Annotated in this window: 16 protein-coding genes; 8 read left to right on the top strand and 8 right to left on the bottom strand. The window is 57.6% G+C overall.

What is annotated here, in order from left to right; all coding sequences use genetic code 11:
* Positions 1–673 precede the first annotated feature (673 nt).
* Positions 674–1456, top strand: coding sequence for a Hint domain-containing protein (locus GOX61_RS04000; RefSeq protein ID WP_155137270.1), 783 nt, complete (start codon positions 674–676; stop codon positions 1454–1456).
* 118 nt (positions 1457–1574) lie between these two features.
* Here the strand turns inward: GOX61_RS04000 and GOX61_RS03995 are convergent, their stop codons facing one another.
* Positions 1575–2075: an Lrp/AsnC family transcriptional regulator gene (locus GOX61_RS03995; RefSeq protein ID WP_170331438.1), complete on the bottom strand. Its 501-nt coding sequence runs from the start codon at positions 2073–2075 to the stop codon at positions 1575–1577.
* A 227-nt stretch (positions 2076–2302) separates the two neighbouring features.
* Between GOX61_RS03995 and trxB the strand changes: the two genes are divergently transcribed.
* The 4 genes from trxB (at position 2303) to GOX61_RS03975 (ending at position 7373) form a co-directional block, all read left to right on the top strand.
* Complete coding sequence (gene trxB, locus GOX61_RS03990; protein ID WP_170331436.1) at positions 2303–3244, top strand: thioredoxin-disulfide reductase; 942 nt, start codon at positions 2303–2305, stop codon at positions 3242–3244.
* Positions 3245–3248: 4 nt separating this feature from the next.
* The gene (locus GOX61_RS03985) at positions 3249–3719 is read left to right on the top strand and encodes an RES family NAD+ phosphorylase (RefSeq protein WP_367646931.1); all 471 of its coding nucleotides are present in this window, start codon (positions 3249–3251) and stop codon (positions 3717–3719) included.
* A gap of 51 nt (positions 3720–3770) precedes the next feature.
* Entirely contained in the window at positions 3771–5462 is a 1692-nt protein-coding gene (locus GOX61_RS03980; protein ID WP_170331432.1) for an adenylate/guanylate cyclase domain-containing protein, read from the top strand.
* Between the two features lie 195 nt (positions 5463–5657).
* Entirely contained in the window at positions 5658–7373 is a 1716-nt protein-coding gene (locus GOX61_RS03975) for a bifunctional sulfate adenylyltransferase/adenylylsulfate kinase (RefSeq protein WP_170331430.1), read from the top strand.
* A gap of 123 nt (positions 7374–7496) precedes the next feature.
* Here GOX61_RS03975 and GOX61_RS03970 read toward each other — a convergent pair whose 3' ends face one another.
* The 3 genes from GOX61_RS03970 to GOX61_RS03960 all read right to left on the bottom strand — a co-directional run bounded on the left by GOX61_RS03970 (position 7497) and on the right by GOX61_RS03960 (position 9132).
* Positions 7497–8381: a PhzF family phenazine biosynthesis protein gene (locus GOX61_RS03970; RefSeq protein WP_170331428.1), complete on the bottom strand. Its 885-nt coding sequence runs from the start codon at positions 8379–8381 to the stop codon at positions 7497–7499.
* A 109-nt stretch (positions 8382–8490) separates the two neighbouring features.
* Entirely contained in the window at positions 8491–8715 is a 225-nt protein-coding gene (locus tag GOX61_RS03965) for a DUF1150 family protein (RefSeq protein WP_155144857.1), read from the bottom strand.
* A gap of 3 nt (positions 8716–8718) precedes the next feature.
* The gene (locus GOX61_RS03960; protein ID WP_170331427.1) at positions 8719–9132 is read right to left on the bottom strand and encodes an Hsp20 family protein; all 414 of its coding nucleotides are present in this window, start codon (positions 9130–9132) and stop codon (positions 8719–8721) included.
* Positions 9133–9296: 164 nt separating this feature from the next.
* On the opposite strand from GOX61_RS03960, the gene GOX61_RS03955 reads away from it, so the two are divergent.
* The 3 genes from GOX61_RS03955 (at position 9297) to GOX61_RS03945 (ending at position 11146) form a co-directional block, all read left to right on the top strand.
* Positions 9297–9521, top strand: a complete 225-nt coding sequence (locus GOX61_RS03955) for a YdcH family protein (RefSeq protein ID WP_155144859.1) — start codon at positions 9297–9299, stop codon at positions 9519–9521.
* Positions 9522–9597: 76 nt separating this feature from the next.
* Positions 9598–10086 (top strand): 5-(carboxyamino)imidazole ribonucleotide mutase, encoded by a 489-nt coding sequence (gene purE, locus GOX61_RS03950; RefSeq protein ID WP_155144860.1) that lies wholly within the window; start codon positions 9598–9600, stop codon positions 10084–10086.
* Positions 10079–11146 carry a 5-(carboxyamino)imidazole ribonucleotide synthase gene (locus GOX61_RS03945; protein ID WP_170331425.1) on the top strand — a complete coding sequence of 356 codons (1068 nt, stop codon included), beginning with the start codon at positions 10079–10081 and terminating at the stop codon, positions 11144–11146. The genes purE and GOX61_RS03945 overlap by 8 nt, the downstream gene beginning before the upstream one ends.
* A gap of 12 nt (positions 11147–11158) precedes the next feature.
* On the opposite strand, the gene GOX61_RS03940 is transcribed toward GOX61_RS03945, so the two are convergent.
* The 4 genes from GOX61_RS03940 to groL all read right to left on the bottom strand — a co-directional run bounded on the left by GOX61_RS03940 (position 11159) and on the right by groL (position 15792).
* Positions 11159–12310 (bottom strand): alpha-D-ribose 1-methylphosphonate 5-triphosphate diphosphatase, encoded by a 1152-nt coding sequence (locus tag GOX61_RS03940; RefSeq protein ID WP_170331424.1) that lies wholly within the window; start codon positions 12308–12310, stop codon positions 11159–11161.
* The gene (locus GOX61_RS03935) at positions 12307–13080 is read right to left on the bottom strand and encodes an alpha/beta fold hydrolase (RefSeq protein ID WP_170331422.1); all 774 of its coding nucleotides are present in this window, start codon (positions 13078–13080) and stop codon (positions 12307–12309) included. Before GOX61_RS03935 ends, GOX61_RS03940 begins: the two co-directional genes overlap by 4 nt.
* Positions 13081–13118: 38 nt before the next feature.
* The gene (locus GOX61_RS03930) at positions 13119–13961 is read right to left on the bottom strand and encodes a DMT family transporter (protein ID WP_170331420.1); all 843 of its coding nucleotides are present in this window, start codon (positions 13959–13961) and stop codon (positions 13119–13121) included.
* Positions 13962–14151: 190 nt separating this feature from the next.
* Positions 14152–15792, bottom strand: a complete 1641-nt coding sequence (gene groL, locus GOX61_RS03925; RefSeq protein ID WP_170331418.1) for a chaperonin GroEL — start codon at positions 15790–15792, stop codon at positions 14152–14154.
* Positions 15793–15845: the final 53 nt, after the last annotated feature.

Below are 15845 nucleotides of genomic sequence, written 5' to 3'. Positions count from 1 at the left end.
ACTCAGAATCGTATGAAATTTTTGCCAGTGCTCAGATGGTTATCTGATTTTCGGACATTTGAATTCTGGCATCCGAAGTAAAGAGGTGCTGCCAACCTTCATTTCCGTCCTGAATTCTTCCCGGAACAGCCTTATCGCTGCCGCAAATCGGCGCCACGGTTAGTCCAGATGGGAAAAAGGGGCCTTAGACCCCAACAGAGCAGGATCAGTGAAATGAAGACTAAATCTCGCTTTCTCAGCGCCGTTGTCGCGGCCATCAGGGAACAGGAATTGGAGATGCCCTGGAAGCGAGTTTCAAGTCACTCTGTCAGAGTTGCCCGCCGCCTAGCGGCGAAACGCTGACAAAGGACCCCAAAAGGACCAAGCTGCCGGTCCCGATGGGTAAGACACATCAGACGTTGTTCCGGTCTGGTGTGACCAATGCCACAGAAGTTTGCTTGTGGCAGTGTTACGGAGCATGTGTGCGCAAGCAATTTAGGCTTGCGGGTTACGAGTTTGTCTGGGGGGTCAATGTGTTGACCAATGGAATGCGAAATTCATTCGCTGTGCACCGCCACACCGGCGGTCGCCCGGGGGTTACCCATTTATTTCAAGACAAAGAACTGAAGTCGTCAGGCGAGTTTGCACGGGGGGTGTCGCCGCCTGATCGAAATTTAGAGGGGTCGGAATACATATGACTATTCCAAATACGCTGGCGCGCGCCGCCAGAAATGCTGTTGAGACGTCGGCATTATTGCGGGAAGCTCCGCGGCCGGGAACAAAACAGAAGGCGCAGCTGCGACGCTATGAAGTCAGCACGTTGTTGAAAAACGGGGATGTTTCACAAACGCGCCACATCGCACCTGCTCTGCCAGTCTTTGAAGACGCGTTCTGCGCCTTTACACGCGGATCGCTGGTCGAAACCGAACAAGGGCCTATGGCGATCGAAGACTTGTTGCCGGGCGATACGGTTCTGACACAGGATGGCACGTCTGAGACTGTGTTGTGGAAGGGATCTGTCACTCTGATCCCGGGGCGTGAAGATTCACGCGGTCGCACTCGGCCACTGACCCGATTCATGGCAGATACATTTGGCATGCAAAAGCCGATGTCAGGTGTGATTGCGGGTCCGGCAGCGCGGCTACTGGGAACACCTTCGCATCTGCGTCATTTGAATGGCGGCGAACCGATGCTGACGCCGGTCGGCGAGTTTCAGGACGGGATGGGTGTTATCGAAACGCAGCCGCCAACGCCGGTCGAGCTGTTTCACATCTGTCTGAAGCGGCATTCGGTGATCCGGGTTGATGGCCTTCAGTTCGAGACCTATCACCCCGGCGTAAACGCCATCAGGATGATGAGCCATTCGCTGCGCTCAATCTACATGAACCTGTTTGCGCATGTTGAATCGCTGCACGATTTTGGCCCACTATTGATGCCACGTGCCGGAGATGGAGAGATTGACGCTATATCAGCGTGAGTAAGTTAACGATTACTGCAGTGTGGGGGCATTATGCAGATATTACTTGGTTGGGCCATTTCATTGGCCGTTGTAGCGATCCTGCCTGCGTGTAGGGCACCACTTAAACGCGTCGTGTTTACGCCGTCCGGTTCATTCGTTCTTCTAACACATCGAACGGAACCCCGGGCTCATCTTTTGCACCGCGGATAACAAGCGAAGTCTTGACGCTGGCCACGTTCGGCGTGGTCAGCAATTCGCCTGTCAGAAACTGCTGAAAGCTGCTGAGGTCAGGCGCCACGCATTTCAGGATAAAATCAACCTCGCCGTTCAGCATGTGACATTCACGGACCAGAGGCCATTCACGGCATCTTTCTTCGAAGGCGCTCAGTTCCGTTTCGGCCTGACTCTCAAGACCGACCATCGCGAAAACCTGAACCTCAAAACCCAGTTCGCGAGAGTTTACTTCGGCGTGGTAGCCGCGGATGTAGCCGGTTTCTTCCAGAGTACGAACGCGTCTGAGACATGGAGGAGCCGAGATACCAACACGTTTCGCGAGCTCAACATTGGTCATACGACCGTCTGCCTGCAACTCCGCCAGAATCTTGCGGTCAATCTCATCCAGCCGTGTCGTGACCATGAAATGCTCCTGAATTTTTCGGTTCTTATATCAGCACCCCGGCGATGCGCAATATTGTTTCGCATTTGCGCAATATTCTTTGTTTTCAATATGGTCGTTTTTGTCGTGGTATTCCGGTAGCGCATGACAGATGCGTGAGCGGAAGGGGCTTTAAGCAGCGCGCCCCGGTCGTTATATCCAAGCGCGACGGACTAAGGGTCCGCAGAGGCAGATCGAGTGGGGGTACCATGGCCGAAACGAAACACACCAAGGTTCTGATTATCGGATCAGGGCCAGCCGGATACACCGCCGGCGTCTATGCCAGCCGTGCGATGTTGGAACCTGTCCTTGTACAGGGTATCGAGCCCGGTGGACAGTTGACGACAACAACGGATGTCGAAAACTATCCCGGTTTCACCGAGGTTCAGGGCCCCGACCTGATGATCAAGATGCAGGAACACGCCACGGCCATGGGGTGTGAGGTCATCGGCGACATCATCAGCGATCTGGATGTCAGCCAACGTCCGTTCACTGCAAAGGGTGACAACGGAACCACCTATACTGCAGACGCCGTGATCCTTGCGACAGGCGCCCGCGCCAAATGGCTGGGCCTGCCTTCAGAGGACAAGTTCAAAGGATTTGGTGTTTCAGCTTGTGCAACCTGCGATGGTTTTTTCTATCGCGGGCAAGAGATCGTAGTGATCGGTGGCGGCAACACCGCCGTTGAAGAGGCTTTGTTCCTGACGAATTTCGCCAGCAAGGTCACACTGATCCATCGACGTGACGAGCTGCGGGCCGAGAAAATCCTGCAGGATCGCCTGTTCAAGAACGAAAAGATCGAGCCGCTGTGGTTCCACGAACTGGACGAAGTGATCGGCACCGACGCTCCGCTGGGCGTCGAAGGGGTCCGCGTGAAGAATGTAAAAACCGGCGAGATCACTGAGATTCCCTGTAAGGGCGTCTTTGTTGCCATCGGCCATGCGCCCGCGAATGAGCTGGTCAAGGACACGCTTGAGACACATATGGGCGGCTATGTCGTGACCAAACCGGGTTCGACCGAAACCTCGGTTCCGGGTGTTTTTGCAGCCGGTGACCTGACCGATCATATTTACCGTCAGGCGGTGACATCAGCTGGCATGGGGTGCATGGCCGCCCTGGATGCCGAGCGTTTCCTGGCAGAGCAGGAATAAGCGCGTGATTGAATTCTCCGGCCCGGTCTGGAGAATTCTGTTCCAGTCTCAGGCAGGGTCCCCGCTCGACCCTGCCCGAGCACCAGAAGGCCGGTTTCACCATGGTGGTCAATCCGCGCTCTATGCGTCGCTTAGTGAAGTAGGGGCCGGAATTGCAATCCGGCGCTACGTCTCAGCGGGTGATCCGGCACGGGTTATCCAGCGATGTCAGGTCACCGCATCGCTGCATGATTTGCGCGGCCGACCTGAAGTATCCTTGGTCTGGCAGGACATAGCCGCCGCTGACCTCCCCTCGCCGACATGGGCCTACTCCGACAAGGCGCGCGCAATAGGCGCACAAGGGATGCTGTATAGCTCACGATCCCGCCCCGACCTGAGTCATCTGGTGCTGTTCGACATAACACCGACAACCATCCGAACAGTGGGCCAGCCCCACCCCTGGCACCCTGACGCTTACCTCTCTCTTGACCCATGACCGCTGCCAAAGCAGACTTGATGCAAACATGGCAGTAAGCGGGTGGGATCATTGAAGAGTGCTCTTTGGCAGGGCAGCTGGGCAACCCGCATCCGGATCGCAAGCGGTCTGGCCCTTTTCGTCTTTGCCTTTTTTCATTTTATCAACATCGGTCTGGGCCTGTTTCATACCGATTATCTGCATGGAATGCAGGATGGTCGTGTCGCGGTGACGCGGCATCTTATCGTAAGCCTGATCCTGTACACCGCGCTTCTGTCCCATGCCGGGCTGGCATTGGCCTCGGTTGCCCAGCGCCGCACCCTGCGCATGCCATTCAGCACCGGCCTGCAGATTGTTTTGGGGTTGCTGATCCCACTGCAGCTTATCTCTCACATCATCCAGACCCGTTATGCCAATCTGGCTTATGACGTGAATGACGAGATGGGTTACATCATCATTCTGATGTGGCCCAATTCCGCCATCTGGATGCAGAGCATTCTGTTGTTACTGGTCTGGATCCATGGCTGCATTGGCCTGCACATGTGGCTGCGCATTACAAGTTGGTGGGGAAAGCTGGCCCCCTATCTCATTGGCATTGCTGTATTTGTTCCAAGTTTCGCTTTGACTGGCGTACTAACCGAAGGTCGGCGCATCTGGATGGACTTTGCCGACGAAGATCTGCGCGAGCAGTATATCGAGCACTATAACTGGCCCACACCGGAACAGTTTCAAACGATGTTCAGCATCAAGGACAACGCCCTGATGGCATTCTGGTTCTCGCTGGGTGTGACTGCACTGGTTTACATCGGGCGCAAGCTTTGGCGGCGCAGACATTCGGTTCGCATCCGGTATGTGCATGGACCCGATATTGTGGCCGAAAAGGGTATGACTCTGCTGGAGATGTCTCAGGCCAACGGGATTCCGCACACAGCGCTATGTGGTGGCAAGGGCCGCTGCACCACTTGCCGTGTCTTTGTCGAAGACGGTGCTGACAGCCTTCCCCCGCCCAGCGAGGTCGAAGCGCGAAGCCTGTCAGCCGTAGATGCCCCCGAAGGCACGCGTCTGGCCTGCCAGATACGCCCAACTGAACCTATTACGGTTTTCCGAGTGTTCCGCCCCGATGGCGGGCGCAATCGCGCACATGCCAGTCAGGGGCAGGAACGGCAACTGGCGGTTCTGTTTCTGGACATGCGGGGTTTCACGGCCCGAACAACGGGTCAGCTGCCCTATGACATCGTTTTCCTGCTGAACCGTTTCTTTGACGCAATTGTTCCGGCGATCACCGCAGACGGCGGCGTGGTTGATAAATACATGGGTGACGGCCTGCTTGCCGTATTCGAAACGTCAGATACTGAAAGCTCGGCCAAGGCGGGTTTGAAGGCTGCAATGGATGTCGGACGTGCCCTGCAACGGTTCAATCAGCAACTGGAGGCCGAGGGCAGCCCCGAAATCCGTATCGGCATGGGATTGCATCTGGGCGATCTGGTTCTGGGGGAAATCGGCGCGGCCGGTCATGCATCGCGCACCATTATCGGCGACGCAGTCAACGTCGCCAGCCGTCTTGAAGCGGAAACCAAAGGGTTGGGTGCAGAGCTACTGGTCTCGGCCGAAGTTTTGCGCGCGGCCGGCATCGATTGTGATCGGCTGGATCTCAGCCTGTTCCAGCTGCGTGGCGTCGCTGATCCGGTTCCTGCGTTGCCCGTCACTCGGGCCACAGAACTGGAAGGGAGTGTTGCCACACCGGAACAGACCATCTCGGCATGACGAAATTGTCCGCATTCGGGGGGAAAATGATCGCCCTGAGACCATGAGACTGGAAAATCCTTCCAATCCTAAGAAAAACCGCGCATATCCTCCTTTGTTTCATGAACGCATATGGACTTTGAATAACCACCGGGGCAAATGCCCCAAAACACCCAAGATTCACTGGCAAAGACGCACCACGACAAGAGTATTCCCATGACGATGTTAAGTAATTTGGCCCCGATCCCCGAACTGTATGTGTCTTACGACTCGGCCCAGAAGCTGAAGGTCGAGGCCGCCGATCTGACCAGTTGGGATTTGAGCCCACGCCAGATCTGCGATCTGGAACTGCTGATGAATGGCGGATTCAACCCGTTGAAAGGTTTCCTGAGCGAAGCGGATTACGACAACGTAGTCGAAAACATGCGTCTGGCAGACGGGACGCTTTGGCCGATGCCCATCACGCTGGATGTGAACGAAGACTTTGCGGCTCAGATTGAGCTGGGTCAGGACATTGCCCTGCGCGATCAGGAAGGTGTCATTCTTGGCACCATGACGGTGACAGACCGTTGGACACCCGACAAATCGCGCGAAGCCGAGAAGGTCTTTGGCGCAGACGATCAGGCGCATCCGGCGGTAAACTATCTGCACAACGTCGCGGGCAAGGTTTATCTGGGTGGCCCGGTCACCGGCATTCAGCAACCCGTTCACTATGACTTCAAAGCGCGCCGTGACACACCAAACGAATTGCGCGCCTATTTCCGCAAGGTCGGCTGGCGCCGCATCGTCGCCTTCCAAACCCGCAACCCGCTGCACCGCGCGCATCAGGAACTGACTTTCCGCGCTGCGAAAGAAGCGCAGGCCAACCTGCTGATCCACCCGGTCGTCGGCATGACCAAGCCGGGCGATGTGGATCACTTCACCCGCGTGCGTTGCTACGAGGCGGTGCTGGACAAGTATCCGGCCTCGACCACCTCGATGTCGCTGCTAAATCTGGCCATGCGTATGGCAGGCCCGCGCGAGGCCGTCTGGCATGGCTTGATCCGTGCCAACCACGGTTGCACGCATTTCATCGTAGGCCGCGACCACGCTGGCCCGGGTAAGAACTCGGCCGGAGAGGATTTCTATGGCCCCTACGATGCGCAGGATCTGTTCCGTAAATACCAGGATGAAATCGGCGTCGAGATGGTCGATTTCAAACACATGGTTTATGTGCAGGAACGCGCGCAGTACGAACCGAACGATGAGATTCTGGACAAGGACAATGTCACGATCCTGAACATTTCGGGCACAGAACTGCGTCGCCGTCTGGCCGAAGGTCTGGAGATACCGGACTGGTTCAGCTTTCCCGAGGTTGTCGCTGAACTGCGCAAGACACGGCCGCCGCGCAGCCAGCAGGGCTTTACCGTGTTCTTCACCGGCTTTTCGGGTTCGGGCAAATCGACAATCGCAAACGCGCTTATGGTCAAGCTTATGGAAATGGGCGGGCGACCGGTCACACTGCTGGATGGTGACATCGTGCGTAAAAACCTGTCATCCGAGCTGGGCTTTTCGAAAGAGCACCGTGACCTGAACATCCGCCGCATCGGTTATGTGGCCAGCGAGATCACCAAGAATGGCGGCATCGCCATCTGCGCCCCGATCGCGCCCTATGCAACCACACGTCGCGCCGTTCGCGAAGACATCGAAGCTTTCGGTGCCTTCTGTGAGGTCCATGTTGCCACCAGCATCGAGGAATGCGAACGCCGAGACCGCAAAGGTCTGTACAAACTGGCGCGTGAGGGCAAGATCAAGGAGTTCACCGGAATCTCAGACCCTTACGACGTACCCGAGAGCCCGGAGTTGCGTGTCGAAACTGAGAATGTCGAAGTCGACAACTGCGCCCATCAGGTTCTTTTGAAGCTGGAAAGCATGGGTCTGATCGCAGGCTAACGCCCTGTAGAAACATCAAGAATGCCTCCAGATTCTGGGGGCATTTTCTTATTGCAAAACGGCGAGTTCATTCCCCAGAGACTCGCTTTGGCGATTGTCTCAGCCTACCGGCGCAAACAGGTGCTAAACCATTTGCGGCAGATCGACTTGCCCGCGCATCAGGACATGGCCCTTTCCGGCAACCTTGATGCCGGTCATTGCCTCAGTCGGACCCACGCGTGTGACCGTAGCTTGCCCGGGGCGCCCCATGTCGTGGCCCTGTTCCGCTGTAAAGCTGTCCTTTTGCATCAGGCCATATTTCCACAGATAGGCAGCCATCGCGCCAGTCGCTGATCCGGTGAACGGATCTTCGGGCGGGCTGGGCGGGGCGAGCAACAGGCGTGAGAAGGTATCGCCTGCCTCGGTCGCACCCTGCAAAGTCACCAGAAAAGGTTCGGCCATGTCCGACCCCGAATAGCCGGCCGCCTCTGCCACCTTGCGCAGCGGCCCTTCGACCAGATGTGCGGCGCGCAGGGCCTGATGGTCACGCAGAACGGTGACGCAGAAGGGCAGCCCGGTCGAGACCAGTTGCGGCGGCGAGATGATCGCATCTGCGGGCAGACTGATTGCCGAGGCCACCAGATCAATCGGCACATGGACCCCGAATTGCGGGGCAACCTGCGTCATTTCGATCTCATCTCCGATCAGATGGATTGCGACGATCCCTGCCCCGGTTTCAAGCGTCAGTTCATCGCCTTTGAACAGACCGCGCGACCGCATGGCGGCCACCGTGGCAATCGTGGGATGACCAGCAAAGGGAATTTCGCGGCTGGCGAGGAAGTAGCGGACACGAATATCCGCGACATCCGATGGGCCGGTAAACGTGCACTCCACCAGCGATGTTTCGCGGACATAGGCGGTGCAGACATCCACCGGCAATATGGCCCCGCCGTGGACAACAGCGCAGCCGTTACCTCCGAATGCCCGGTCACTAAAGGCATCCACCCAGTCAAAGTCGAACCAGCTCATGCCGCATCTCCCATATGCATTTCGTCGCGTCAGGGACGCGCCCTGCCGGTTCGCATGTTTCACCGCTGTAGCGGCGGATGTCACGTATTTTCAGAAAGTCTGGGGCCGTTCAGTGAACGGCCACCGGCGACAGGTCGTGCTGTCGCGCCAGCACAAAGGCCAGCTTGCGGTCAGATACCAACGCAAGTTGCTGACCATCGGAGTCGTGGACAGCATAAAGCTGGTCCAGATCTCCGGCCTGATCCTGCAGATCCTGAGGCAGGTCGGCTACGTCGACAGCCTTCACATATACGATCCGGTCGCCTTCGGTGTTGATCTCAATCGGTGTATTCATGCCTTACCCCTTTCTTATGTTGATCGTTTGCACCACGGTTTCGGGCACGGCGCGGGTCAGGTCGACATGCAGCAGACCGTTTTCCATAATCGCCTCGCCCACTTCGACACCATCTGCCAGCACGAACATGCGCTGAAACTGGCGCGCGGCGATGCCCCGGTGAAGGAACACACGTCCCTCACTGTCGTCGCGTTGACGGCCCCGGATAACCAGTTGGCGATCCTCGATCGTGATCGACAGGTCCTCTTCAGCAAAACCGGCCACGGCCAGTGTAATGCGGTAGGAAAGATCCGAGGTCTGTTCGATATTATAGGGCGGATACCCTTCATTTCCGGCCTTTGCAGACCGTTCAAGAAGGCGTTCCAACTGCTCGAACCCCAAAAGATGCGGGTATGAGCCAAGAGTAAGTTTCGACACGTTATTATCGTCCTTCATTGTCAAAGCGACGTGTTGTGCGGCCCCGTAGCGGCAACCGTACATAACAGAATATGGGAAGAAACCAGGATGTCCACAAGGTCTAGGCGGATTCACCGGAACACACTATTCTGTGTGGAACGCACCACCAGAATACTGAGTCGTCCATGAACGCACCCACCGACCTTTCGATGAAAACCGATGAAGTTCTGCGGGTTGAGCTGGAGGTTTTTCGTCGTCAGCACCGTGATCTCGATGAAGCCATCGAAGCACTGCAGGCCAAGGGCACAGCCGATCAGCTGACCGTAAAACGTCTGAAAAAGCAGAAACTGCGCCTGAAGGACATCATACGACTGATCGAAGATCGCCTGACCCCCGATATCATCGCCTGAGGCGCGCGTACCGCATTGCCTGACAGGCGGATTTGGCTATAGTGCGCGCTCTTTCCGAAGGCAGGGACGTAAGCGGATGAGCGATGTGAAAGTGGGGATCATCATGGGCAGCCAGTCGGACTGGCCCACGATGAAGGAAGCAGCAGATATTCTGGATGATCTGGGCGTGGCTTATGAGGCGCGGATTGTCTCGGCCCACAGAACACCTGACCGGCTTTGGGATTACGGAAAGACCGCTGTTGAGCGCGGATTGCAGGTGATTATTGCCGGTGCCGGCGGTGCGGCGCACCTTCCCGGAATGATGGCGTCCAAAACACGGGTTCCCGTGGTCGGCGTACCGGTGCAGACACGGGCGCTGTCGGGTGTCGACTCGCTGTATTCAATTGTTCAGATGCCCAAGGGCTTTCCTGTGGCGACCATGGCAATCGGTTCCGCAGGTGGTGCAAATGCGGGCCTGATGGCTGCGGGTATTCTTGCCCTGCAGGATGAGGCATTGGCCGAACGCCTGGATGCATGGCGCGAGGCGCTCTCGGCCTCGATCCCCGAGGAGCCAAGCGATGACTGAGGCGCTCGCCCCCGGGGCAGTAATCGGAGTTCTGGGCGGTGGTCAGCTAGGCCGCATGCTTTCTGTAGCAGCCTCGCGTCTGGGTTTTACCACCCATATCTATGAACCCGGTGCAAACCCGCCCGCAGGTCAGGTTGCAGATCGCGTTACCACCGCCGCCTACGATGACGAAGCCGCTCTGACGGCTTTTGCGAAATCCGTGGACGTCATCACCTATGAATTCGAGAACATTCCGACCGAGGCTCTGGATCTGCTCGAGGCGCATTGCCCCATCCGACCCGGGCGCGAAGCGCTGCGGGTCAGTCAGGACAGGTTGACCGAAAAGACGTTTTTGAAAGGGCTGGGGCTGAATACGGCGCCTTTCGCTGACATTACCGATCTGGACAGCCTGAACACGGCGATCGAAGAAATCGGCACGCCTGCGATCCTCAAGACCCGCCGCTTTGGCTATGACGGTAAAGGACAGGCACGGCTGCACGCACCTGAAGACGCCGAAACGGCATTGGCTGACATGGCAGGGGCTCCGGCCATTCTTGAAGGGTTCGTGGATTTCTCGCATGAGGTGTCGATTATCGCTGCGCGCGGTCTGGATGGGCAGGTTGCCTGTTTCGATCCGGGCGAGAATGTGCACCGTGACGGTATCCTGCACACAACCACAGTCCCTGCCCGCCTGCCCCCTGCACAACGGACCGACGCGATCCTGTTGGCGGCAAATATCCTTAACGCGCTGGATTATGTCGGTGTGATGGGGGTCGAGCTGTTTGTAACGCCGCAGGGCCTGATCGTGAATGAAATCGCACCGCGCGTTCACAACTCGGGGCACTGGACCCAGAATGGCTGTGCCGTCGATCAGTTTGAACAGCATATCCGCGCTGTGGCGGGCTGGCCGCTCGGGGATGGGCAGCGTCACTCAGACGTGGTGATGGAAAACCTGATCGGACACGATATGGACCGTGTGCCGGAACTGGCCCGCGAACGGGACGTGGCCCTGCATCTCTATGGCAAGGCCGAGGTCAAGGCTGGTCGCAAGATGGGGCATTTCAACCGGGTCGTTCGCTGAACGACCCCGGTTTCAGCCAATGAATCGCGTCGCGATGTCACCGGACATATGGCTGATACGACCCGCCGCAACAGTAGCCGCAATCCGATGGGTTTCGGCATCCAGTATCACCAGATCGGCGCGTTTACCGGGTGCCAAAGTACCACGATCATCCAGGCCCAGAACTCTTGCGGGGCCTTCAGATACCAAAGCCCAGGCCCCAGCCAGATCAAGCAACCCGGTTTTGGCCACCATCAGCGCGGCACGACGCGGGCTGGGATAGTGATAGTCCGAGGCCAGTGCATCACACAGCCCCATCGTGATCAGGTCCAACGCACTGACATTTCCCTTGTGCGAGCCACCGCGAACCACATTGGGTGACCCGAGAATGATATGATCGCCGTTCGAACGCGCCGCCTCGGCCGCGTCGAGCGTTTCAGGGAATTCAGAGATCGAAACGCCCCGATCACGCCACCATGCCCTTGTTTCTGCGGTGGCATCGTCGTGACTGCCCAGCCGGATACCTTGTTGACGCAGTTCTGCGCACAATGCGTCAAGCGCGTCCGGGACCTCTTCTTTTCTCGCATGCATATTCAGCAGCATATCAAAATGAGCGTCCGGATTGCGCCCCGCCTTGAGCGCCTGCCCCGTCAGTCGTGGCGGTTTGCGACCTTCGGCCAGACGGTCATGCGGCAGATGGTCGTTGAAAACGACGTAGGGCACCTGCCATTCGGCGATGCGGCCTGGCAGATCTGCATAATCCTCAAGCATGTGGGTTTCAAACCGCAACTGCGGGATCAGATCGGTCACTGTGCTGCCTTTGACAGACGCGATGGCATCAAAAACTTGTGCCGCAAATTCTGGTCCCCGTACGCCGCCTTCCCAGCTATGAAACTGGGCCAGCACGGCTGTCGTAATTCCGTTTGCCGCCAGCTCGGCCTCGACCGAAAGGATGCCTTCGGCCATTTGCTTCATTGCTCCGCGGCGCGGTGCGATATGGCGCTCGAACCCGTCACCATGCAGATCGATGATTCCGGGCAGAACGATATATCCCGACAGGTCAACCTGACGCCCGGTTCGATCCTGTTGAACAAGCCCGTCGCCGATGCTGAGTTCTGCAGGCACAACGCCTTCAGCGGGCAGCAGGACATCCGCGCCCGTGAATGTCAGTTCAAGTGATGTCATCGCGTAGGTTCCGACTCTGGTTCCGAGCAATCCTGCCCGATGCAGATCTCGTCTATTATGTCCATGACCCCATCAAGCCAAGTGATCTGCGGGTCAAACTGACCGTACTCAATAAAGTGTAACGCCTGCGCCATGACACGCGGGTTGTTCATCATGAATGTATGGGTCACCGGCAGGACGATATGATCAGCCATGCCCTCGACCTTGGTTGTTTCGACCGACACCTTGCCGTCATCCGTGCCATCAATCAGGGATGACCAAATCGGGTTCAGGGAATTCTCACCTGCAATGACGCCCAGCTCAAAATCTACCGGCGGCAGGCGGCGCGGCAGACCTTCTGGTCCTGTGCCTAACGCAAGACCCGCCGGTCCGTGCAACAGGCCAAACACCTCCCAGTCGCCCAGTTCGTCGACCAGCTGACTGCCCTGATTCGGCGGGCCCAACATGACGACGCGGCCGAGATTCTCGGGGTGGCTATCCTGCAGCCAATAGCGCAACAGGATGCCCCCCATCGAGTGAGCCACGATATTGACCTTGTCATCGCCACACGCGGCGAATGCATCCGGCAGGGTCTGATTGGCCAGATCCGGGATCGGCAAATCCGTCGAAGGGTACCCCGGTCGCACAACGGTGTAGTCGTGAACCCGGAACAACTGCTCCATGACTGAGAACGAGGCTTCGGTGCGCGCAAGTCCATGCAAAAGCACAACGCATTTAGCGCTGGCAACAGCGGGTGTCAGGAACAGGAGTATTGCGACCAGAAACCTCATGCCAGCCAGATAAGGCCTATCTTGCGCGGTTGGAACCCCTAGCGGCGCTTCAACCGCACCACGGCCAGTGCGATACCACCCAGCACCAGCATTGCTCCGACCATCAGTTTCAGACTTGCAATTTCGCCCAGCAGGATCACTCCGGCAATGATCGCAATGATCGGGACGCTGAGTTGGACAACCGCCGCTGCAGCCGGAGCAAGTAGCGGCAGAACCCGGTACCACAGGGCGTAACCCATCCCGGATGTGACCGCACCCGACAGGATTGCAAGCAGATAGCCAACAGCGTTGATCTGCCACTCAGCCCCAAACCATAGCAGAGCCAAAGCGGTAACCGGCAAAGCCGCCACGAAGTTTGCAGCTGTCCCGGCCAAGGCATCCGGCTCGGAGCGTCCGGCCAGCGAATAAGCGGCCCAGCCAACCCCGGCGGCGATCATCAAGGCGGCCCCTGTAAGATCGACCCGCAGCGCACCCGATGGCCACAACACAAACGCTAGGCCCGCAAGCGCTATGGCAGCACCAAGCATTTGCCGGGTGGTAGGGACCGCGCCGAATGCGGTATTCGCCGCAAACATGGTGATCTGGACCACACCAAACAGGATCAGCGCGCCAAGACCTGCATCCAGTGTCAGATAGGCCACCGAAAACCCGATCATATAGAGCGATAGCGCCCCTGCCCCGATGATCCTGCGCCTGTTCCGCAATGGCAGTTGCGTGCCACGCATAAGGACAAGAAGTGAAAGAACCAAGGCCCCGGACAATACCCGGACCACAGCAAAACTGGCCGGATCGCTGGCCGCGCTGTCGACCGCCAGACGGTTCAATATCGAATTTGCCGCAAAGGCGCACATGGTCAGGGTGGTCAGCAGGAATAGTCTCATATCAACCGGATAGCGGTTTAACAGAGTTTTGGACACTCACTTTCCTGCGGGCATAAGCTGCAAAAGGAAACGGGGCCGCCCAAAGGCGACCCCGTTCTTATTTCTCAGTGCGGCCCCTTTTCGGCAGCTTGGCCTGTTGGCCAAGCGCCTGTCGGGTTCGTCAGAATTCGCTGGTGCGAACTCGACGTGCTTACATCATGCCGCCCATGCCGCCCATGTCGGGCATGCCGCCTGCAGCAGGTGCGTCTTTCTGCGGCTTGTCAGCAACCATTGCTTCGGTGGTGACCAGCAGGCCAGCAACCGATGCCGCATCTTCCAGAGCGGTACGGACAACTTTGGCCGGGTCGATCACGCCGAACGAGAACATGTCGCCATATTCTTCGGTCTGGGCGTTGAAGCCAAATGCAGCGTCAGTGGACTCACGGACCTTGCCCGCAACAACCGCACCGTCAACACCTGCGTTCTCGGCGATCTGGCGCAGCGGCGCTTCGATAGCCTTACGAACGATGTTGATGCCTGCGCTCTGATCAGCATTTGCGCCTTCCAGGGCTTCCAGTGCTTTGCCGGCCTGAACCAGAGCAACACCACCGCCTACAACAACGCCTTCCTGAACAGCAGCGCGTGTTGCGTTCAGAGCATCGTCCACACGGTCTTTACGCTCTTTCACTTCAACTTCGGTCATGCCGCCGACGCGGATAACGGCAACACCGCCTGCCAGTTTGGCAACGCGCTCTTGCAGCTTCTCACGGTCGTAGTCCGACGAGGTTTCTTCGATCTGAGTGCGGATCTGAGCAACACGTGCTTCGATCTCGGCTTTCTCGCCAGCACCGTCGACGATGGTGGTTTCGTCTTTGGTGATTTCGATTTTCTTGGCGGTGCCCAGCATGTCCATGGTGACGGACTCGAGCTTCATGCCCAGATCTTCGGAGATGACCTGACCGCCGGTCAGGATCGCGATGTCCTGCAGCATGGCTTTGCGGCGATCGCCGAAGCCCGGTGCTTTGACAGCAGCAATTTTCAGGCCGCCGCGCAGTTTGTTGACAACCAGAGTTGCCAGCGCTTCGCCTTCGACATCCTCAGCAATGATCAGCAGCGGCTTTTGCGACTGGATCACCTGCTCGAGCAGCGGAACCATCGGCTGCAGCGAGGACAGTTTCTTTTCGTGCAGCAGGATCATGCAGTCGTCGAGTTCTGCAATCATCTTGTCTGCGTTGGTGACGAAGTAAGGTGACAGGTAGCCACGGTCGAACTGCATACCTTCGACAACATCGGTCTCGGTTTCCAGACCTTTGTTTTCTTCGACGGTGATAACGCCTTCGTTGCCAACTTTCTGCATCGCGTCTGCGATCTGCTGGCCGATTTCGGCTTCGCCGTTGGCCGAGATGGTGCCAACCTGCGCAACTTCTGCCGAGTCTTTAACTTCGCGCGAGGCGTCTTTGATGCCTTCAACAACCTTGGCAGTCGCCAGGTCGATGCCGCGCTTCAGGTCCATCGGGTTCAGGCCAGCAGCAACCTGCTTCAGACCTTCGCGAACGATGGCTTGTGCCAGAACGGTTGCGGTGGTGGTGCCGTCGCCGGCTTCGTCATTGGTGCGGCTGGCGACTTCTTTCACCATCTGCGCGCCCATGTTTTCGAACTTGTCTTCCAGTTCGATTTCCTTGGCAACCGAAACACCGTCTTTGGTGATGCGCGGTGCGCCGAAGGATTTATCCAGAACCACGTTGCGGCCTTTGGGGCCCAGGGTCACTTTAACAGCATCGGCCAGGATGTTCACACCTGCCAGCATGCGGTTACGGGCATCAGTGTCGAACTTGACGTCCTTTGCAGCCATGTCGTTTCTCCTTGAGAAAATGTATTGGAATGAAGATCAGAGAAGCGCGTGGG

Source organism: Ruegeria arenilitoris (assembly GCF_013030265.1).
In the GTDB taxonomy this organism is placed as follows: Bacteria; Pseudomonadota; Alphaproteobacteria; order Rhodobacterales; family Rhodobacteraceae; genus Ruegeria; species Ruegeria arenilitoris_E.
This window is presented reverse-complemented; position numbering and strand designations above follow the sequence as displayed.